The sequence below is a fragment of the Rhodococcus sp. BL-253-APC-6A1W genome, assembly GCF_012843405.1.
GTDB lineage: Bacteria > Actinomycetota > Actinomycetes > Mycobacteriales > Mycobacteriaceae > Rhodococcus.
Genome location: NZ_JABAFB010000001.1, coordinates 116339 through 135856, shown reverse-complemented (window position 1 = coordinate 135856; position 19518 = coordinate 116339). Strand labels below are relative to the sequence as shown.

Genomic DNA, 19518 nt, shown 5'->3' with positions numbered 1-19518 from the left:
CGCCGGGGACTCAGGGCTCGACCGCGCTCTACTTCGCGGCGGCTGTTCCCGCTGCGTCGCGAGCAGCGATGTATCCGAACACCAGTCCCTGGCCGATGGTCGCGCCGGCGCCGGGGTAGCGGTGCCCGAACGCGTTGGCCGCGGTGTTGCCGACCGCGTAGAGCCCGCCGATGACGCTGCCGTCCTCGCGGAGCACCCGCGCCCGCTCGTCGGCCCGCACGCCACCGCACGTGCCGAGATCGCTCAGGGTCATCTTCACGGCGTAGAACGGACCGTGCGTCAGCGGCCGCATGTTCGGGTTGGGCCGGACCGTGGGATCACCGTAGTACCGGTCGTAGGCGCTGCCGCCACGGCCGAACTCGGAATCCGTTCCGGCTGCGGCATCCTCGTTGAACGCGCCGAAGGTCTCGGAGAAGGTGTCCACGGGCACTCCCATCGACGCCGCGAGTTCTTCGGCGGTCGAGGCACGGTGGGCGATGCCCGCCTCGTACCAGGACTCCGGGAGCGGCTGGCGCGGGAAGACGCCGGCTGCGAACACGTAGCTGTTGCGGTACTTCTGGTCGAAGACGATCCACATCGACTCGACCGGGTCGCCGGCGTGTTCGCGCGCCAGCACCAGTTGCCCGAACGACATGTAGTCCGACGACTCGTTGGTGAAGCGGCGTCCGGTCTGATCGACGATGAACGAACCCGGCAGCGACCGCTCGGCGAGCATGACCATCGGCGGCTTGCCCGGACGGGTCGGTGCGACAGCGGGGAACCACCAGGCCTGATCCATCAGATCGAGACCGGCACCGACCTCCTGGGCCGCCTTGATCGCGTCGCCCGTGTTGCTCTCCGCGCCGAGGCTCTCGTGGTCGAGCAGACGCTCGGACTGGAACTTGCGGCGCATCGCCATGTCGTGGTCGAAGCCGCCCGCGGCGAGCACGACTCCGCGTCGCGCGGTCACCGTCACCTCCCGGCCGTTCTGCTCGAGGACGGCACCGGTGACCCGGTCGCCGTCGGTGACCAGACGCACGAGCGAGGTGTCGGTCCAGACCGGCACACCGGCTTTCAGCACACCCGCGAACAGTCCCGCAGCGATCGCCTGACCACCGGCGACGTATTCCCGTTTGACGGCGAGCCCGGCGACGCCCTGCGCCAGTCGCTTGAAGATGCGCGGAAAGCCCTTGTGCGGCACGCGCAGCATGAGGTTCATCCACTTGTAGTCTGCGCCCGTCGTGGGCATGGGCAGTCCCGCTTCCATCAGGCCCGGGCGCAGCCGTCCACGTTCCTCACCGAGCACCGACAGGTCGAGCGGCTTGCATTCACAACTGCGTCCCACTGCGGAGCCACCGGGCAACTCGGGGTGGTAATCGGAATAGCCCTCCGCCCAGAACAGCTTCATCGGCGTCGTGCGCCGGAGCATGTCGACCGTCGCCACACCGTTGTCGACGAAGGCCTCGCCGCGCTCGGCCGGTGCCGTGCCGTCCACCACGGACCGGACGTAGGTGTGACCGCGCTCGACGGTGTCACCCGACCCCGCCTCGGTCAGAATCGGATTGGCCGGAACCCAGAACGCACCGCCGGAACGGGCGGTCGATCCACCGACATGAGGAGATTTCTCCACGATCAACGCCGACAAGCCGAGTTCGTGCGCGGCGAGTGCAGCCGCCATGCCCGTACCCGAACCGATGACGAGCAGGTCGACCTCGGTGTCATGGGCAGGGGTCACAGGCGGAACGGGAGTCGACGCCATGGAAATGCTCCTTCATTCGGGGACGAGACGATAGTGATCGGCAGCACACGGTAGGCCCCCGCCGACGCTAGGGCACGTACCCGGAGGGCATCGGCGGCGTCCCGTCCAGCGGGAAGATCGTTGAACTGTGTGGATCTCCCGTTGGATGGGAAGCCGTCGCCGTATGGACGAGGACCCCGCTAGCGTCCCGGGGGGACACCACCGCACTCCCCCGGACACCCGCCGTCCCGACATGACGGACACTGGAGAGCAACAGGACGGAAAGGAACATCGATGACGGCGGAACACACCGTGCTCGACCCGAGGACGATGCGCAACGTGATGGGCAACTTCTGCACGGGAGTCACAGTCATCACCGCGCTCGACGGCGACGCGCCGCTCGGCTTCGCGTGCCAGTCGTTCACCTCGGTGTCGCTGGACCCGCCGCTGGTCTCCTTCTGCCCCGCTCGCACGTCCACGACGTGGCCGCGCATCCGCGAGATCGGCACTCTCGCCATCAACGTCCTCGCGGAGAGCCAGCGCACGTTGTGCGCGGCGTTCGCCGTCAGCGGTGGCAACAAGTTCCGCGGCGTCGACTGGGTGCCCGGCGACAACGGTGCCCCTGCCCTCGACGGCGCGCTCGCCCGCGTGGAGGCGACCGTGGAAACGGAGCACGACGCCGGCGACCATACGATCGTGGTGGCACGCGTCACCGGCCTGACAGCGCTGCCGTCCAACGGCCCGTTGCTGTTCTACCGCGGCACCTATGGGCACTTCGACCGGCTGTGACGGCCGCCTCCCGGAATAGCGGGCGGCTACCCCGGGTTGCACCCAGGGTGTGCCCAGCTGCCGGTGGCGGGCCCCGGACGAAGGATTCTCGGTGACTGTTCCTCTCTCCATCCTCGATTTGGCCCATATCGGCGAGGGTGAAACCGCTCGCGACAGTTTCGACGCCAGCGTGAAGATGGCACAGCTCGCCGAACGGTGGGGTTACCGCCGGATCTGGTACGCCGAGCACCACAACATGCCGACCATCGCGTCGTCTGCGACGAGCGTGCTGATCGCGCACGTCGCGGCGCACACGTCGTCGATCCGGCTCGGCGCCGGCGGCATCATGCTCCCGAATCATTCGCCGCTCACGATCGCCGAGCAGTTCGGCACGCTCGCGACGCTGCATCCCGGCCGCATCGATCTGGGGCTGGGCCGGGCACCGGGTAGCGACCAGAAGACGATGCGGGCGCTGCGACGCGACCCGTCGTCGGCCGACAGCTTCCCCCAGGACGTCCTCGAACTCCAGGGGTATCTGAAGGGTGTCTCGCGCATCCCGGGCGTCGACGCGGTTCCGGGTAAGGGCACCGATGTGCCGCTGTACATTCTGGGGTCGTCGCTCTTCGGCGCGAAACTTGCTGCCCTGCTGGGTCTTCCCTACGCGTTCGCGTCGCATTTCGCGCCGCAGGCTCTCGAGGAGGCAGTCACGCTGTACCGCCGCGAGTACCAGCCGTCCGAGCAGCACCCGGAGCCGTACGTCATCGCCGGTGTAGGTGTCATTGCCGCGGATACCGCCGACGAAGCGGCAGCGATGTTCGAAGCCACCAAGCGTTCACGCGTCGTGCAGATGGTCGGGCGAGGGCGCACGTTCACCGAGGAGGAGATCGATCTGCTCCTCGACTCCCCCGCCGGCTACCAGGTCCTCACGATGCTGAAGAACACCGCGGTGGGCACCCCGGCCGAGGTGCGCGACTACCTCGACCGCTTTACCGAGCGCGCGCAGGCCGACGAACTGATCGTCGTGTCGTCGGCTCCCGGACGCGACGCGTGGTTGCGGTCGCTGGAACTCGTCGCCCAGGTCAGCGATCTCGTCCCGGCCTGACAGCAGGTCCCGGACGGCTCTTACCCTTGCTCCGTACTCGTGGGTACACTTTGCCGGCCGTCCCGAACCGGCGGCCTCGACTCGTCGACCGCAGGAGCACCATGAAGTACCGCACCCGCGTATGTGCCGCCGTCGCCCTGACTGCGGCGGCCACCCTCACTGCTCCCGCAGCGGCGAGCAGCGAGACCCTTCCCGCAGACGCGCCGACCATCACGCTGACGGTCACCAACGACACCGACGCGCCCATGGTGCTCGGCGCGGCGACCATTCCCTACGGGCAGTGGGTGAACGAACCGGCGACCATCGTCCCCGCGCACACAACGGAAGTCGTGACTGCGGGAAGTGCCGATCGACGCGGATTCGGCATGCAGGTCACCTACACGATGCCGGGCGAGGCCACCGCCGTGCTCATGGCCAGTAACCACGGCACGGGGATCGCCAATGCCGACGGCACGCGGATCGACGGCGCCAACAGGCATGCGTACACCGCTGCCGCGCAGGTCGATGCCGGCTTTCCGTTCATGAACGTTACGTACACGATCGGTCGGGGCAGTTCCTGACACCGCGGTTCCCGACACCGCTGCTACCGGGCGGCGCACGCCCCTGAAAAGCGAAACTGAAAAGCGAAACCCCCGCGCCCTGTCGGACGTGGGGGTTTGTACTGTTGTGCGTCAGGATTCGCGCGCGTGCCTCGGCTTCCACACGACCAGCGCGTTGGTGCGCGGCACGGGCACCAGATCACGCCGTGCGGAGCGCAACTGCGCGACCTCGGTGGACAGTTCCGCGACCCGCTGCTGCAGTGCCTCGACGTGGTTGGTCAACTCGATGATCCGTTTGATCCCGGCGAGGTTGACACCTTCGTCCTGGGAAAGCCGCTGCACCTCACGGAGCAGTTCGACGTCGCGCGGCGAATAACGCCGTCCGCCACCGCTGGTGCGGTGCGGGGTAACCAGTCCCAGCCGGTCGTAGTTACGCAGTGTCTGGGCGTGCATCCCGGCGAGTTCTGCGGCGACCGAGATGACATAGACACGCGCATCGGGATCCGGCGGGAGATTCCGGGGAGTTCCCGTATCGCTCATCACGCACCTGCCCATCCTTCACGCGGGTCGAATCCGCCGGCCTCTTCGGCACGAAGATAATCGCGCAGCGCTTCCGTCGCCTGTTCGTCGAGCTTCTGCGGGATGGCGACCTTGACGGTCACGAGCAGATCTCCCGCACCGCCCCCGCGCTTGGGGACGCCGCGGCCCCGCACCCGCAGAACCCGGCCGTCGGCCGTGCCCGCCGGGATCTTGAGACCGACCCGGCCGTCGAGCGTGGGAACCGACACGGTGCTGCCGAGCACGAGTTCTCCGTAGCTGACCGGCAATACGAGTGTCAGGTTGTCGCCGTCCCGGCCGAACACGCGGTCGGGCCGGACGTGCACGACGACGAAGAGGTCGCCCGACGGCGCACCCCGCAGGCCGGCCTCGCCTTGCCCGGCGAGGCGGATGCGCGAACCGTCCTTGATGCCCGGAGGTACGCGCACGGTGATGGTGCGGGTGCGCTCCTGGACGCCGCTGCCGCGGCAGTCACGGCACGGGCTGTCGATGATCGAGCCCGAACCGCGGCATTCGTCGCACGGCTCGGAGAATCCGAAGGCGCCCTGGTTGCGGGAGACGATCCCGCTTCCGTTGCACTGCGGGCACACCCGCGGGCTGGTGCCCGGCTCGGCGCCGCTGCCGTGGCAGGTGGTGCACGGCGCGGGACTGGTCAGACGCAACGGAACGGTGACGCCTTGCACGGCGTCACGGAAGTCGAGGGTCGTCTCGGTCTCGATGTCGCCGCCGCGGCGTGGCCGCGACCGGTTCGCACCGCCCCCGGGTGTCGCACCGCGGTTGAAGAGCCCTCCGAAGAGGTCGCCCAATCCACCGTCGCCGGCCCCGCCGCCCCCGAAGAGGTCACCGAGGTCGAATGTGGTGCTGCCCCCGGAGAATCCGCCTCCGCTGGGCTGGAAGCCGCCGCCGAAACCTCCGGACGCGAACATCCGGCGGGTCTCGTCGTATTCCTTGCGCTTGGCCGGGTCGGACAGGACGGCGTTCGCCTCGCTGACCGACTTGAACCGCTCCTCGGCCGCGGCATCGCCGGGGTTGGCATCGGGATGCAGATCCCGAGCCAACTTGCGGTAGGCCTTCTTGATGTCTTCTTGCGAAGCGTCGGACGAGACGCCCAGGTCCTTGTAGAAGTCCTTTTCGATCCACTCCCGCTGGCTCACCGGGCGTCTCCTCCTCTCGCTCTTGTTGTTCTTACTCTGTGCCGGCGCTGTCGGACGGCGATTGCTCCGGCGTGTCCGCCGGATCGCCGTCGGTGACAGTCACCATCGCATGCCGCAGAATCCGGTCGCCGACGCGGTAACCCTTGCGCAGGATCGTGCCCAGCACCGGGTTGCTGCCGTCGCCTTCCATCTGGACCGCTTCGTGCAGTTCCGGATCGAACACGTCGCCCTCGTCGCCGAAGCCGACGAGGCCGAGTCCGGTCAGAATGCGGGTGAGCTTGTCGCTCACCGCCTTCAGCGGTCCGGATTCGAGGTCGCCGTGGGCACGGGCCCGATCCAGATCGTCGACGACGTCGAGGAACTGCGCCACCACCGAGGCCTTCGCGGACTCGCCGATGGCGGCCTTCTCGCGTTCGGCCCGGCGACGGTAGTTGGTGTACTCCGCGGAGACGCGCTGCAGATCCGCGGTACGTTCCGCGAGTTCCGCTTCGGTGGAGACGATCTCCTCGACGCGGACCTCCTCGCCGTCCTCGTTCTCGACGACGCCCTCGTTCACGGTGCCCTCGTTTTCTACGGTGCCCTCGGCAGGGGCACCGGTGCCCTCACTCGACTCGGCCGCGTCCCGTACCTCGAAGGTCTCGGGATCGATGCGACGCTTGTCGGTGACGGTCACCGGTTCCTGCTCGGGCTTACCCGACGTCACTTCTTCTCCGAATCGGTCGGCTCGTCGACGACCTCGGCGTCGACGACATCGTCTGCGCCTGCCGCAGCACCGTCGCCGGCAGCTGCGCCGTCGGCTCCGCCCTGCGACTCGTAGATGGCCTGGCCGAGAGCCTGCGACTCGGTCGCGAGCTTCTCGACGGCGGACTTCACCGCGGCGATGTCGCTACCGGCCAGAGCGTCCTTGGCATCCTTGACGGCTGCCTCGACCTTCTCCTTGACGTCGGCCGGCACCTTGTCCTCGTTGTCCTTGATGAACTTCTCGGTCTGGTGCACGAGCGACTCGGCCTGGTTGCGGACCTCGGCCTCTTCGCGACGGGCGCGGTCTTCCTCGGCGTGCGCCTCGGCGTCCTTCACCATCCGGTCGATCTCCTCCTGGGACAGGCCGGAGCCTTCCTGGATCTTGATCGTGTTCTCCTTGCCGGTGCCCTTGTCGCGGGCGGTGACGTGCACGATGCCGTTGGCGTCGATGTCGAAGGTGACCTCAATCTGCGGGACGCCGCGCGGAGCCGGGGCGATACCGCCGAGCTCGAACGAGCCGAGCAGCTTGTTGTGCGCCGCGATCTCACGCTCACCCTGGAACACCTGGATCTGCACGGACGGCTGGTTGTCGTCGGCCGTGGTGAAGGTCTCCGAACGCTTCGTCGGAATCGTGGTGTTGCGCTCGATGAGCTTGGTCATCACGCCACCCTTGGTCTCGATACCGAGGGACAGCGGGGTGACGTCGAGCAGCAGCACGTCCTTGACCTCGCCCTTGAGGACGCCGGCTTGCAGTGCCGCACCCACGGCGACGACCTCGTCGGGGTTGACGCCCTTGTTGGGCTCCTGACCACCGGTGAGTTCGCGCACGAGGTCGGTGACGGCGGGCATACGGGTCGAGCCACCGACGAGGACCACGTGGTCGATGTCGCCGACCGAGATCCCTGCGTCCTTGACGACCTGCTGGAACGGAGCGCGGGTGCGCTCGAGGAGGTCGCCGGTGATCTTCTGGAACTCGGAGCGGGAGAGCTGCTCGTCGAGGAACAGCGGGTTCTTGTCCGCGTCGACCGTGATGTAGGGCAGGTTGATCGACGTCGACTGCGAGCTCGACAGCTCGATCTTCGCCTTCTCCGCAGCCTCACGCAGACGCTGCAGGGCCATCTTGTCCTTGGTCAGGTCGACGCCGTGCTGTGCCTTGAACTTGTCGACGAGCCAGTTGACGATGCGTTCGTCCCAGTCGTCGCCGCCGAGGTGGTTGTCACCGGAGGTCGCGCGGACCTCGACGACACCGTCACCGATTTCGAGGAGCGAGACGTCGAACGTGCCGCCACCGAGGTCGAAGACCAGGATGGTCTGTTCCTTGCTGCCCTTGTCGAGGCCGTATGCGAGGGCAGCAGCGGTGGGCTCGTTGACGATGCGCAGGACGTTGAGGCCGGCGATGGTGCCGGCTTCCTTCGTCGCCTGACGCTGCGCGTCGTTGAAGTAGGCCGGAACGGTGATCACGGCGTCGGTGATGTCCTCGCCCAGGTATGCCTCAGCGTCTCGCTTGAGCTTCATCAGCGTGCGGGCGCTGATCTCCTGGGGGGTGTACTTCTTGCCGTCGATGTCGACGTTCCAGTCGGACCCGATGTGCCGCTTGACGGAACGGATGGTGCGGTCGACGTTGGTGACCGCCTGGTTCTTGGCAGGCTGACCCACCAGAACCTCGCCGTTCTTCGCGAAAGCGACGACGGACGGGGTGGTGCGTGAACCTTCGGAGTTGGCGACCACAACGGGCTCGCCGCCCTCCAGAACGGAAACGACCGAGTTGGTGGTTCCGAGGTCGATACCGACCGCACGAGCCATGATTTCCTCCAAAATGTTTCACCGCGACGCGAGTCGCACCGCGGAACGTTCAGTTCCCCAACCTGAGCCTGTTCGACTCAACTTGGCTTCGCCAACTCGAGACTGCACCCTTTCGGACGCTTCAGTCAAGTGGAGTTGAGCCTTGGTAGCTCAAGTTGTCTGATACATGCAACCGAAGATCTGGCCGGATCGTTCCCGGATGTGATGGTCTTCACATTCGTCCGACGGAGTCCAAGTCGGCGCCGCGCTCCGTCCGCCGGGGCCCGAATACTCTCCTGAAGCGGCGGCCCGACGGGTCCACCTGGTGGTTTCGAGATTCACCTATCGTTATGTCCGCATACGCCTGTACATTTCCGCGGAGACTGTGCAGCATCACGTCGCCCGGATCCGGCGCGGCCGGTCCCCGTTGCACAAGCTCCGACCAGATTTGGGGGAATTCCGGCATGTCCGTAGGCGTAGGCCTGAGGGTGGGCAACTCCGTGTCGTCGGTTGCGGTCACCTCGTCGTCGCCCGGACGACCCGACCCGTCACCCATCGAACGGCGCACAGCAGTACACCTGCACTCCGATGGCACCGCGACGCTCGGCGACCACGACTTCTTCGACGGAACCACCAGTTCGTTCACCGAGTTCGTCAGCAGCATCGGCCGATCCGGCGGCGTCCGCGCCAACGACGGCTCCCTCTCCCGCGCCGAAGACCTCGTGGCAACGGCCATGGAATGCCTTCTCGCCGACGCGGCCCGCCTCATCGGCGACCAGCCGTACACCGCGGTCGCGACCCATCCCACCGAGTGGCCGCCGTCGACCGTCGCCGTCCTGCGCAACGCACTCGACTACGTGGGATTGCGGTACGTGTCGCTCATCTCGGACGCCGAGGCAGCCGCCGCGTGGTACGAGTCGCAGGTCGCCCACCAGACCGGCCGGCTCATCGCCGTCCACCACATCGATCCGCTGGGCTCGACGGTCACCCTGGTCCGCTCCGGTGTCGCGGCAGGTAAGTCGTTCCGCTTTGCCGAAGAGGACGCGCCGTCCGTGACAGCGCAGCTGTCCGCCGCCCTCGGGGCGTTCGGATGGCTCGTCAGCAATCTCGACGCCATCGTCGTCACCGTCGACGAAGCCATCGATCCCACCGCGGCCCAGCTGGTTGCCCAGTCCTTCAAGACCGGCCTGGGAGTGCGGAGCGCACTCGCACCCGAGCCGCACCAGACGATGGTGCGCGGCGCGGCGCTCGCTGCCGCCGCGGGGTCGGTGGATCTGCTGGGCTCGACCCAGATTCTGCCCGTCGCGCGTCTCACCGGGCCCAAGCGCAGCGAACTCGACACCGAGACCACCACCGTCATCGCCAAGATCACGGCCACTCCGCCTCCCGAAACGACCGGAACGGTCAGGGCCAGCTCGCCGGCGCCGGAACCGGCAGACGAGTCCGAGACCAAGCGCCGGTCCTCACTGTTCACCGTCGGCGCTGCGGCAGCGGCGATCGCTCTGCTCGTCGGTGTGGGCGCGTGGGTGTTCACGATGCGCGACTCCTCGACGGCGACCGCCAATACATCACCAATGGAGACGACGGTCGCGCCGTTCGGCGACACCACGCGGACACCGTCCCCCACGAAACCGCCTGGCGGTACCCCGACGACAACCACGGCAGAGTCGTCCACGGAGTCCGACACCTCCGCGGCGGTCGCTCCCGCGGTCGCGCCGGCGGGCGGCGCACCGGCCTGGACCGATCCGAGCACCACCGGCGACGCAGCGACCTCGTCGTCGAATACCGGGTCGTCGAGCGCGCCGTCGAGCAACACGACGACGAGCACGGGATGGTCGCGCCGTAATCCGCCGTCGAGCGGAGGCGGAGGCGGCAACGACTCGGGTGAGACACCGTCGACGACGTCGCCCTCGACGCCCACCGAGACCACACCGACCGTTAATCCGGAGCCGGATGAGCCCGTGGAGCCCACTCCTACCACGGAGGAAAGCGGCTCTTCCGGCGGCTGATTCCGTACGTGATCTAGGGCACATTTTTTGCATTGACGTTTGTGCCGTAGGCTGTCCCGCGGGTCGGTACCGCAAGTACCGCGCTCGTGGACATAATTGCAGTTCAGACCGCTGATCCACCATGTAGAAGGGCCCTCATGCGTCTCTTGCCGGCGTCGCGCGCCGCTCGTTCCACCGCCCGCCGTGTCGCCGTCGCAGCGGCGTCGGCCGTGTTGCTGGTGGGACCGCTGACCACCGCCGCCCACGCGAGCCCGGCAGAGCAACTCCCGGTTCCCGATCTGCCCGCCGAACTGGTGGATGCGATCACCCGGGATCTGGGCATCTCACCGGAGGAATACCTCGATCGCGCCGCCCGCGCGCAGGCGCTGGGCGACTACGCCCGTTCGTTCCGCGCCGAGAGCCCGGACGACTACGCGGGTGCATGGCTCGGCGAAGACGGACAGCCCGTCGTCGCGGTGACCAATCGGGATGCGGCAGAGAAGGCACAGAAGGACGGCTACCGGGCCACGGTCGCCCCCCTGTCCGCCGACGGCCTCGAGCAGGCCCTCGCGGAGCTGAACCGGTGGGTCTCGGCACTTCCGCGCGAGGTGTCGTCCCAGGTGAATTCGACGTCCATCGACGTCCTCAACAACCAGCTCGTGGTCGACATCGTGAACTCGCCGGTCGGACGCGCCCTGAATCTCCCGTCGCTCATCGCGAACGTGCAGGTACAGCTGAGCCCCGGCCTTCCCCCCAACGATCCGGCTCCGCTCGGAGGCGACACCTACCTCACCGCCGACGGCGACGTGCGGACCACGCCGCTCGAGCGGATCGGTATCTGCTCGTTCGGATTCAGCGGTGTCGACGCGAACGGCGACCCGGTCAACCTCACCGCCGGCCACTGCGACGCCGTCGCCCGTGAGCAGGGTGGCTCCACGGTCTACCTGCCCAACCGGGAAGACATCGACGCCAGCACCAAGATCGGCACGTTCACCCAGTCCACGGTGGGCACGGACAGCACGCTCGACTACGGGGTCATCTCCCTCGACGAGGCCGGCGTCGCCGCGGGTCTGAACCGCCCGGTCGTGCGCGGTGGCAACGGCTCCACGCTGACCATCACCGGCACCGCAGTTCCGGTCGTCGGCGCGCCCGTCTGCAAGTCGGGGCAGTCCTCCTCGTTCACCTGCGGTGTCGTCGCCGCCGAGCGTGTCGAGACCCAGCTCGTGTACAACTCCGGGTTCTCCAGCACCATCCGGGGCTTCGCCACGACGGCCTGCACCTTGTCCGGCGACAGCGGCGGATCCATCGTCACGGGCACGCTCGCTCTGGGCGTGATCAGCGGCTCCAACAGCGCGGGCGCACCGAACTGCGTCGAAGCGAACCTCGTCCTCGCGCCCAACGGAGGCACCTCCAGCCTGGGTATTTCCATCCGCGACATCGAGAACGCCACCGGCAGCACGGTGCGCACGATCAACGCTGCGTAGCCTCACCGGGGCTGTTCACAGGAGCAACACCCGACACACCGGTCACTCACAACCCGCTGTGAGTCACACCTGTTACCCCTTAGGATCGACCAATGCCGGTCCTCACGGGTCAGCTACCTTTGCGCGCTCGAGCCGCGGAGGGACAACGAGAAAGGTTTTCATGCGCCGCTCCTTCGCACGTCAGGCAGCCGTCATCGGCTCAGCCGCCGTGTTGCTCCTCGGCACCGCAGCCACCGTCGCTCAGGCCGAGCCTGCGCCGGCCCCGACGACCGCACTGCCGGCCGAACTGGTGGAAGCGTTGCAGCGAGACCTCCAGATCAGTCCCGACCGTTTCCTCAACGACGCAGAGCGCAGCCAGGAACTGGCCCGCTTCGCCGACAAGGCGCGCGAGCAGTTCGAGAGCGTGTTCGCCGGTGTCTGGCTCGACGAGCAGGGCACGCCCATCGTCGGCCTCGCCGACGGTGAGCAGTTCGACGAGGCCCGCACGGCCGCCGAGGACTCCGGTTTCGTCGTCGAGAAGACGGAGAACAGCGAGAACGCCCTCGAAGCCCGGTTGAACGAGCTCAACGACTGGCTCGACACTCAGCCGCCCGCGATCGCCGACGTCATTCGCGGCATTGCGATCGACGTGGTGAACAACGACCTCGTGGTGCGCGCCGAGAACGTCGCCGGACTCGAACTGCCGCCGTTCCTCGACGGCGTTCGTGTTCTCTTCGCGCCGACCGAGTTGACGCCGGAGTCCACTCCGGAGTTCGAGTTCACCGCGGGCATCGCGGCGCCCGACGCCCTGCTCGGCGGAGACGCCTACGCGGCGCTCGGTGCCGGCGCAGGCCTTCGCTGCTCCCTCGGGTTCAACGCCGAGGACGGTTCGGGCAGCCCCGTCAACATCACGGCCGGTCATTGCGATCCGAACCGTTCACAGGCCGGAACGCGATGGGCGTCCGAGGTGTACCAGCTTCTGGGCGACACGCTCGGCCAGCGTCTCGGAACGTTCGAGAAGACCAGCCTCGACAACAACGACTACGGCATCATCCGGCCGGCAGCCGATGCCGCAGGAAGGTTCGAGAACAACGGCGTGCGTGTTCCCAACGCCGCACCCCTGCCGATCACCGGCACCGCCGATCCGATCGTCGGAACGCCCGTGTGCAAGTCGGGCCTGCGGACCGGCTACAGCTGCGGTGTCGTGACGTCGGCGCAGCAGAACGTCGCGATCGGCGAGCGCGTGCTCAGCAACGGTTTCTCCACGAACCTGTGCGCACTGCAGGGTGACAGCGGCGGAACGCTCGTCACGGGCACCCTGGCACTCGGCATCTCCAGCGCCTCGAACGTGGGCCAGTACGGCCTGTGCGAGGTGGCCGGATTCGTCAGCAGCCTGCTGGGCGAGACGCCCGAGTTGTTCGCGACACCGATCAACGCAGTTCTGGCCGAGAACCCGGGCCTGAAGGTCCGCACCTGGTAAACACTCGCTCTCGAGAAGAGGCCCTCCTTCCGGTTCGGAAGGAGGGCCTCTCTTTCTTTCCTCTGCGGCACGCTACGGGCCTTTCCGGTGGTCACCTTCAACCGACCGTCCCGCCAGTGGGGTGAAGCCCTCGGTGACGACCTCGTCGCCGCTGCAACGATCGGCCGGGGCGCGCGTCGACGGTTCCCATGCTCCATGATCTCTTGATGATCGTGATGCGTGTGGGCTGGATCTTCTCGGCCGTCGTGGCCGTGTTGCTCGGAATCGGGGCAGCGACCAGCCCGATGTTGCAGATCGTGGATTGCGAGATAGGCGTGTTTTCGCGGGAAGTCCCCAATCGCGAGGCCTGCGATGCTTCGATCCGGAGTTATTTCGGGAATGCGGTCGTGCCTGTTCTTGCGCTGCCGGTGGCCGTGTGTCTGATTCCCGTGTTCATGCCGAGGCAGCGTGTTGCCTGGCTGACAACGGGCGCACTTTTCGTTCTTGCGGCCGTGGGGTTTTTCGCGCTCGTCTTCTCGTCGACGCCGACATCGACCAATCTGCTGGGTTTCTTCTGGCCTGCCGCGTTCCTGGCAGTACTCGTCACCAGCCTCGCTCAGTTGTCGAACCTGATCCCTCGCCCGCAACTCCGGACACGGAAAGACAGCGGCCCCGTCACCTCTCGGTGACGGGGCCGTTGCCTGCGTGCAGAGTGCTACTTCGCCCACTGGCTAGTGCCGGGAGCCGCCAGAAGCGTCTCGACGACTCCGATACCGGCGAAGACTGCTGTCGGACCGCCTGCGACGAAGGCTCCGATGGTGCCGCCGACGCCTGCGCCGCCCGCGCACCCGAGGATGGTGCCTGCACCCGGAATGATGCTCCCGGGGATGGCTCCGACAACACACCCGATGATGGCGCCTGTGACGGTGCCGATCGCGGTCGCCATGCCCAGCTGCGACACGAAATTCTGCTGGGCCTTGAGGTTCTCGTCGGGCGACGCAACGTCCGACAGCTTCAGGCCGACAGGCGTGATCCCCATCGCGACCTTGTCTTCGGGCTCGACCGGCGTCGCCTTCGCCGGGTCGATGACCGGCGTGAGGGTCAGCGTCTTGCCGTCTTCGCTGATTTCACGCTCGAACGGAAGCTGGAGATCGCCCAGCTGGACGGCGAGAGGCAGGCTGATGACGGCGTTTCCGTCGTTGTCCTGCAGTTCGACCTGCGTGCCGTCACCGGAGATGGCGAACGAGCCCGCGTCGATCACGGTCACGACCGAGTCGCCCTCGGGCCGGACCTCGTAGTTGATCTTGTCTTCGGCCGACGGGGCGGCCGGAGCTGCGTAGGAAGTGCCGGCCGTGATCCCCATAGCGGCGGCTGTCATCGTCGCGACGATGGCAAGCTTCTTGAGCTTCATGTGATTCCGTTCTGTGACATGGCGCACGCCCGAGGGACGCCCCCATTTTCCCTGTTCGCGTGGCACATCCAGACCCCCCGACGATGAACCCACTGCCCGGATGCCACGTCCGGGGCGAATCATAACCGACGTCACACCTCATTTGTTATATGAGTTGTTTCGCCGCTACCGCGCTCGGAGTCGGGGTTGCCCCGAAGGCTGCCGCGACAGAATGACGCGCAGTTAGGGGAGCCTGGCTAGAAGAGGTGGGAGGTTTGACCACTAACGTGGCCGGGCACACACATCCCCGCTGCACGAACGTTGTTACCGGCTAGTAACCTGTCCCTGTTCTCCACCAAGTTACCGGCCAGTAACTTAACCTGCGTTACGATGCGGTGGCTTATACCAGGCGGCCCGGTGCTGCCCCGACACGAAAGGCCACGTATGAATGCCCTGACGATCACGTTGGGCACGATCGGCGTGCTGCTCAGCCTCGTGTGTTGGTTCGCGTTCATCAGCGGTGCGTGGACGATGGTCAAGACCATCCGGGTCGGCCAACCGGCCCCGGACCGATGGCGGCCGTTCTTCCCGCGCTTCAAGCAGATGCTCGTCGAGTTCATCGCGCACACGAAGATGACCAAGTTCCGTACCGTCGGCTGGGCGCACTGGCTGGTCATGGTCGGCTTCCTGCTCGGTGCCATCGTCTGGTTCGAGGCCTACGGCCAGACGTTCGACCCGAACTTCCACTGGCCCATCATCGGCGACACGGCCGTCTACCACTTCATCGACGAGATTCTGGGCATCGGCACGGTGATCGGCATCCTGACGCTGATCACCATCCGCCAGCTCAATCACCCGCGTCAGCCCGGCCGGTTGTCGCGCTTCAGCGGCTCCAATTTCAAGGCCGCCTACTTCGTCGAGGCCGTCGTCCTCCTCGAGGGTCTCGGCATGATCATGGTGAAGGCCGGCAAGATCGCCACCTACGGCGGTGGCCATATGAGCACCGACTTCTTCACGATGCAGGTCGCGCGGATCCTTCCCGAGAGCCCCGAACTGGTCTCGGTCTTCGCATTCGTCAAGCTGATGTCCGGCATGGTGTGGCTCTACATCGTCGGCCGCAACATCACGTGGGGTGTCGCATGGCACCGCTTCTCGGCCTTCCTCAACATCTACTTCAAGCGTGAAGACGACGGCGGCGTCGCCCTCGGTGCCGCGAAGCCGATGATGTCGGGTGGCAAGCCTATCGACATGGAGGAAGCAGACCCGGACAAGGACACCTTCGGTGCCGGACGGATCGAGGACTTCACATGGAAGGGCTGGCTCGACTTCACCACGTGCACCGAGTGCGGTCGCTGCCAATCGCAGTGCCCCGCCTGGAACACCGGTAAGCCGCTGTCGCCGAAGCTTCTGATCACGTCGCTGCGCGACCACGGCAACGCCAAGGCGCCGTACCTGCTGGCCGGTGGCCGCAAGGACATCGGCGGCGACGAGGTCGGGCTCGTGGACGCCGAGGGCAACGCCGACGAAGCTGCGCTCGCCAAGATTCCGGCGGGGGCACGCACGGAAGCGGAGCGCAAGCTCGTCGGTGACACCGAGGCGATGGTCGAGGCGGGCGAACTCGCGCCGATCATCGACACCGAAACGCTGTGGAGCTGCACCAACTGTGGTGCGTGCGTGGAGCAGTGCCCCGTGGACATCGAGCACGTCGACCACATCATCGACATGCGCCGCTACCAGGTACTCATCGAGTCGGACTTCCCGTCCGAACTCGCGGGTCTGTTCAAGAACCTCGAGAACAAGGGCAACCCCTGGGGCCAGAACGCCAAGGACCGTCTCAACTGGATCAACGAGATGGAGTTCGACATCCCGGTCTTCGGCCAGGATGCGGATAGCTTCGAGGGCTACGACTACCTGTTCTGGGTCGGTTGCGCCGGTGCCTACGAAGACCGCGCGAAGAAGACCACGAAGGCTGTCGCCGAGTTGCTCGCGACCGCCGGCGTGAAGTTCATGGTGCTCGGTGCCGACGAGACCTGCAGCGGTGACTCCGCTCGTCGCGCGGGCAACGAGTTCCTGTTCCAGCAGTTGGCGCAGCAGAACATCGAGACCCTCAACGGGGTGTTCGACGGCGTCGAGCAGAGCAAGCGCAAGATCGTCGTCACCTGTGCGCACTGCTTCAACACTCTGAACAACGAGTACCCGCAGGTCGGCGGCTCCTACGAGGTGGTTCACCACACGCAGCTGCTCAACCGGCTGGTCCGTGCGAAGAAGCTCGTGCAGGTGGCGCCCGTCAGCCAGGACGTCACGTACCACGATCCGTGCTTCCTCGGCCGGCACAACAAGGTGTACAACGCACCGCGTGAGCTGATGGAAGCCTCGGGCGCAAAGCTCGTCGAGATGCCGCGTCACGGCGAACGCTCGATGTGCTGTGGTGCCGGTGGTGCCCGCATGTGGATGGAAGAGCGCATCGGTAAGCGCATCAACATCGACCGCGTCGACGAGGCACTCAGCACGAACCCGGCGAAGATCGCGACGGGCTGCCCCTTCTGCCGCGTCATGCTCACCGACGGTGTCACCGCGCGGCAGGAAGAAGGCAAGGGCGAGGGTGTCGAGGTCATCGACGTCGCGCAGCTCATGCTCGAGTCCATCTCGCGCGTCGAGGCCGCGAAGCTCAGCGACAACCTGAAGGTCGTCCAACAGCCGAAGACTGCGGTCGAGGCCGAAGAGACCGCCGAAGAGGTCGAGAAAGAGCGCGTCGAGGAGGTCGAGGCGGCAGCCGCGGCACCTGCGGCTCCTAAGACCACCGGTGCTCCGAAGGCCGGCGGTCTGCAGATGAAGGGCGGTCTGAAGGGACCGGGCGCCAAGAAGACGGCGGCTCCCGCAGCAGCGGCCCCCGCGGCCGAGGCACCGGCGGCCGAGGCACCGGCTTCGGAAGCATCCGCAGCGCCGAAGGCCAAGCCGGGCGGACTGCAGATGAAGGGCGGCCTCAAGGGACCCGGAGCCAAGAAGGCAGCGGCTCCCGCAGCCACCGCGAAGACCGACGCCCCGGCAGCAGATGCTCCCGCGGCCGAGACAACGTCCGCGGATGCCCCCGCGATCCCGAAGGCCAAGCCCGGCGGACTGCAGATGAAGGGCGGCCTCAAGGGACCCGGAGCCAAGAAGGCAGCAGCACCGGCCGCACCCAAGGCAGACGCTGCACCGACAGCTCCCGCCGCGGACGCACCGGCAGCAGCAGCCGCACCGGCAACTGAGGCCACTGCGGCTCCCAAGGCGAAGCCCGGCGGACTGCAGATGAAGGGCGGCCTCAAGGCTCCCGGAGCCAAGAAGGCAGCAGCACCGGCCGCACCCGAGGCAGACGCTGCACCGGAGGCCCCCTCAGCCGAAACGCCCGCACCCGAGACGCCCGCGGCTCCTGCAGCCGAGGAGCCGAAGGTTGCGCCAGCTGAGGAGCCGAAGGGTACGGCAATCCCGAAGGCGAAGCCGGGGGGATTGCAGCTCAAGAGTGGACTGAAGGGCCCGGGCGCGAAGAAAGCGGCGCCGGCACCCGAGACCACCTCTGAGCCGGCTGCGGAATCTGCTCCCGAGCCGACTGTCGACTCCGAGCCGGAGACGACCGAGCCGGTAACGGAGTCGGCGGCTACGGAGCCGGAGACGACGCCCGAAGCGCCGAAGGCACCCGCTGCCGACGCACCGGCCCCGCCGAAGGCGAAGCCGGGCGGACTGCAGATCAAGGGCGGCATCAAGCCCCCCGGTCGCAGGTAAGCAGCCCTGAAGTAAACGCTCGCGGCCCTGGTGGACACACCACCAGGGCCGCGAGCTTTTTCGTTGAGGGCGGGATCAGCCGGTCTCGGCGTCCCGCGTCGTGTCAGTTCCCAAGCTCGAGTGACGCCGCCAATTGCGGCCACGAACGGTGGAGTTCGTCCTCCCAGTAACCCCATGAGTGCGTGCCGTTCTCACGGAAGTGGAAGGTGGCGGGGATATCGAGTTCTTCCAGCCGCTCGGCCAGCCGTTGGGTACAGACGTTCGTTGCCGCCTCGATCACCCCCCCGATCACGACCTGCTCGTGCAGCGGCGGTGCCTGAGGGGTGCGTGGCAGTGCCGGGTTCTCGTGCGGTCCGGGCAACCCGTTTCCGTTCGAGATGTAGAGAGAGAGCCCCCGCAGCCCTTCGGCGTTGACCGTCGGGTCGTGCCGGGCCCACTCGTCGCCGTCGTACGGACCCCACATGTTGCGAGCGTCGGTCTCGCCCATCACTTCGACGACGGTCCGGAGATACGCCTGGCCCACAGGATCGCTGGTTTGGGCACAGCCGCTGTACGAGGCGACTCCTCGGTACAGTCCCGGCGCCTGGATCGCGAGGTCGAGCACCGACGTGCCTGCCATCGACAGTCCCGCGATTGCATTGACACCCGTGGTACCGAGTGCGCGGTCGACCGCCGGGGGAAGCTCCTGGGTCAGAAACGTCTCCCACTTCGCGATACCCACGACCGGATCGTCACGCATCCAATCCGTGTAGTAGGTGAACATGCCCTGTGCGGGAATCACGACGTTCACGTTCTTGTCCGCGAGGAAGTCGAGGATCTTCGTCTGATTGAGCCAGTTCGCGCCGTCTTCGCCACCGCCGGCCCCGTTCAGCAGGTACAGCGTCGGGCGCGGCACGCTGGTGTCGGCCGGGCGGATCAGCTGGAACGGGATCTCCCGGCCCATCGACTCCGAGTAGACGTGCATGTCGTAGCGGTTTCCTTCGACCTGCTCGACCCGCACCTCTTCCCCGCCGGGCAAGGCGGTGGCGGGTGCCCCCGCCAGGATGAGCGCCGAAGCCGCAATGACGCAGGCGCTACTTCGCCGCAGAACGTTCATGT

The 19518-nt window shown here is 66.9% G+C and carries 15 protein-coding genes; 8 read left to right on the top strand and 7 right to left on the bottom strand.

All coding sequences use genetic code 11. The annotated features are described in order from the left end of the window. Positions 1 to 28: 28 nt before the first annotated feature. Positions 29 to 1738 carry a 3-ketosteroid-delta-1-dehydrogenase gene (locus tag HF877_RS00460; protein ID WP_169619013.1) on the bottom strand — a complete coding sequence of 570 codons (1710 nt, stop codon included), beginning with the start codon at positions 1736 to 1738 and terminating at the stop codon, positions 29 to 31. A gap of 273 nt (positions 1739 to 2011) precedes the next feature. Between HF877_RS00460 and HF877_RS00455 the strand changes: the two genes are divergently transcribed. From HF877_RS00455 to HF877_RS00445, 3 genes are all read left to right on the top strand, one after another. Then, on the top strand, positions 2012 to 2506 hold the full coding sequence (locus tag HF877_RS00455; RefSeq protein ID WP_169619011.1) for a flavin reductase family protein: 495 nt from the start codon (positions 2012 to 2014) through the stop codon (positions 2504 to 2506). Positions 2507 to 2597: 91 nt separating this feature from the next. Further along, the gene (locus HF877_RS00450; protein ID WP_169619010.1) at positions 2598 to 3587 is read left to right on the top strand and encodes an LLM class flavin-dependent oxidoreductase; all 990 of its coding nucleotides are present in this window, start codon (positions 2598 to 2600) and stop codon (positions 3585 to 3587) included. A 101-nt stretch (positions 3588 to 3688) separates the two neighbouring features. Further along, complete coding sequence (locus tag HF877_RS00445) at positions 3689 to 4147, top strand: hypothetical protein (RefSeq protein ID WP_169619008.1); 459 nt, start codon at positions 3689 to 3691, stop codon at positions 4145 to 4147. A gap of 111 nt (positions 4148 to 4258) precedes the next feature. Here HF877_RS00445 and HF877_RS00440 read toward each other — a convergent pair whose 3' ends face one another. The 4 genes from HF877_RS00440 to dnaK are packed head-to-tail and all read right to left on the bottom strand — an operon-like array spanning position 4259 to position 8382. Continuing rightward, positions 4259 to 4666 carry a helix-turn-helix domain-containing protein gene (locus tag HF877_RS00440; RefSeq protein ID WP_169619006.1) on the bottom strand — a complete coding sequence of 136 codons (408 nt, stop codon included), beginning with the start codon at positions 4664 to 4666 and terminating at the stop codon, positions 4259 to 4261. Next, positions 4666 to 5838, bottom strand: a complete 1173-nt coding sequence (gene dnaJ / locus HF877_RS00435; RefSeq protein WP_169619004.1) for a molecular chaperone DnaJ — start codon at positions 5836 to 5838, stop codon at positions 4666 to 4668. Before dnaJ ends, HF877_RS00440 begins: the two co-directional genes overlap by 1 nt. Positions 5839 to 5869: 31 nt before the next feature. Then, positions 5870 to 6541 (bottom strand): nucleotide exchange factor GrpE, encoded by a 672-nt coding sequence (gene grpE / locus HF877_RS00430; protein ID WP_169619002.1) that lies wholly within the window; start codon positions 6539 to 6541, stop codon positions 5870 to 5872. Next, a complete protein-coding gene (gene dnaK / locus HF877_RS00425) occupies positions 6538 to 8382 on the bottom strand; it encodes a molecular chaperone DnaK (protein WP_169619001.1) in 1845 nt (614 codons plus the stop codon). The genes grpE and dnaK overlap by 4 nt, the downstream gene beginning before the upstream one ends. A gap of 443 nt (positions 8383 to 8825) precedes the next feature. On the opposite strand from dnaK, the gene HF877_RS00420 reads away from it, so the two are divergent. The 4 genes from HF877_RS00420 to HF877_RS00405 all read left to right on the top strand — a co-directional run bounded on the left by HF877_RS00420 (position 8826) and on the right by HF877_RS00405 (position 13960). Next, the gene (locus tag HF877_RS00420; RefSeq protein WP_206036412.1) at positions 8826 to 10370 is read left to right on the top strand and encodes a hypothetical protein; all 1545 of its coding nucleotides are present in this window, start codon (positions 8826 to 8828) and stop codon (positions 10368 to 10370) included. Positions 10371 to 10507: 137 nt separating this feature from the next. After that, positions 10508 to 11833 (top strand): S1 family peptidase, encoded by a 1326-nt coding sequence (locus HF877_RS00415; RefSeq protein WP_169618999.1) that lies wholly within the window; start codon positions 10508 to 10510, stop codon positions 11831 to 11833. A gap of 160 nt (positions 11834 to 11993) precedes the next feature. Continuing rightward, on the top strand, positions 11994 to 13292 hold the full coding sequence (locus HF877_RS00410; protein ID WP_169618997.1) for a S1 family peptidase: 1299 nt from the start codon (positions 11994 to 11996) through the stop codon (positions 13290 to 13292). A gap of 206 nt (positions 13293 to 13498) precedes the next feature. Continuing rightward, the gene (locus tag HF877_RS00405; protein WP_169618995.1) at positions 13499 to 13960 is read left to right on the top strand and encodes a hypothetical protein; all 462 of its coding nucleotides are present in this window, start codon (positions 13499 to 13501) and stop codon (positions 13958 to 13960) included. Between the two features lie 26 nt (positions 13961 to 13986). On the opposite strand, the gene HF877_RS00400 is transcribed toward HF877_RS00405, so the two are convergent. Further along, a complete protein-coding gene (locus HF877_RS00400) occupies positions 13987 to 14682 on the bottom strand; it encodes an ammonium transporter (protein WP_169618993.1) in 696 nt (231 codons plus the stop codon). Positions 14683 to 15105: 423 nt separating this feature from the next. Here HF877_RS00400 and HF877_RS00395 point away from each other — a divergent pair, with 423 nt between their 5' ends. Further along, entirely contained in the window at positions 15106 to 18420 is a 3315-nt protein-coding gene (locus HF877_RS00395; protein ID WP_169618991.1) for a heterodisulfide reductase-related iron-sulfur binding cluster, read from the top strand. 103 nt (positions 18421 to 18523) lie between these two features. Here HF877_RS00395 and HF877_RS00390 read toward each other — a convergent pair whose 3' ends face one another. Then, positions 18524 to 19516: an alpha/beta hydrolase family protein gene (locus HF877_RS00390; protein WP_169618990.1), complete on the bottom strand. Its 993-nt coding sequence runs from the start codon at positions 19514 to 19516 to the stop codon at positions 18524 to 18526. Positions 19517 to 19518 lie beyond the last annotated feature (2 nt).

Excerpts from the sequence above, each read along its gene's own strand:
- dnaK (WP_169619001.1), bottom strand. The coding sequence starts at position 8,382 with ATGGCTCGTGCGGTCGGTATCGACCTCGGAACCACCAACTCGGTCGTT.
- HF877_RS00410 (WP_169618997.1), top strand. The coding sequence starts at position 11,994 with ATGCGCCGCTCCTTCGCACGTCAGGCAGCCGTCATCGGCTCAGCCGCC.
- HF877_RS00455 (WP_169619011.1), top strand. The coding sequence starts at position 2,012 with ATGACGGCGGAACACACCGTGCTCGACCCGAGGACGATGCGCAACGTG.
- HF877_RS00460 (WP_169619013.1), bottom strand. The coding sequence starts at position 1,738 with ATGGCGTCGACTCCCGTTCCGCCTGTGACCCCTGCCCATGACACCGAG.
- HF877_RS00445 (WP_169619008.1), top strand. The coding sequence starts at position 3,689 with ATGAAGTACCGCACCCGCGTATGTGCCGCCGTCGCCCTGACTGCGGCG.
- HF877_RS00420 (WP_206036412.1), top strand. The coding sequence starts at position 8,826 with ATGTCCGTAGGCGTAGGCCTGAGGGTGGGCAACTCCGTGTCGTCGGTT.
- HF877_RS00405 (WP_169618995.1), top strand. The coding sequence starts at position 13,499 with ATGATCGTGATGCGTGTGGGCTGGATCTTCTCGGCCGTCGTGGCCGTG.
- HF877_RS00400 (WP_169618993.1), bottom strand. The coding sequence starts at position 14,682 with ATGAAGCTCAAGAAGCTTGCCATCGTCGCGACGATGACAGCCGCCGCT.
- HF877_RS00440 (WP_169619006.1), bottom strand. The coding sequence starts at position 4,666 with ATGAGCGATACGGGAACTCCCCGGAATCTCCCGCCGGATCCCGATGCG.
- HF877_RS00415 (WP_169618999.1), top strand. The coding sequence starts at position 10,508 with ATGCGTCTCTTGCCGGCGTCGCGCGCCGCTCGTTCCACCGCCCGCCGT.
- HF877_RS00395 (WP_169618991.1), top strand. The coding sequence starts at position 15,106 with ATGAATGCCCTGACGATCACGTTGGGCACGATCGGCGTGCTGCTCAGC.
- HF877_RS00390 (WP_169618990.1), bottom strand. The coding sequence starts at position 19,516 with ATGAACGTTCTGCGGCGAAGTAGCGCCTGCGTCATTGCGGCTTCGGCG.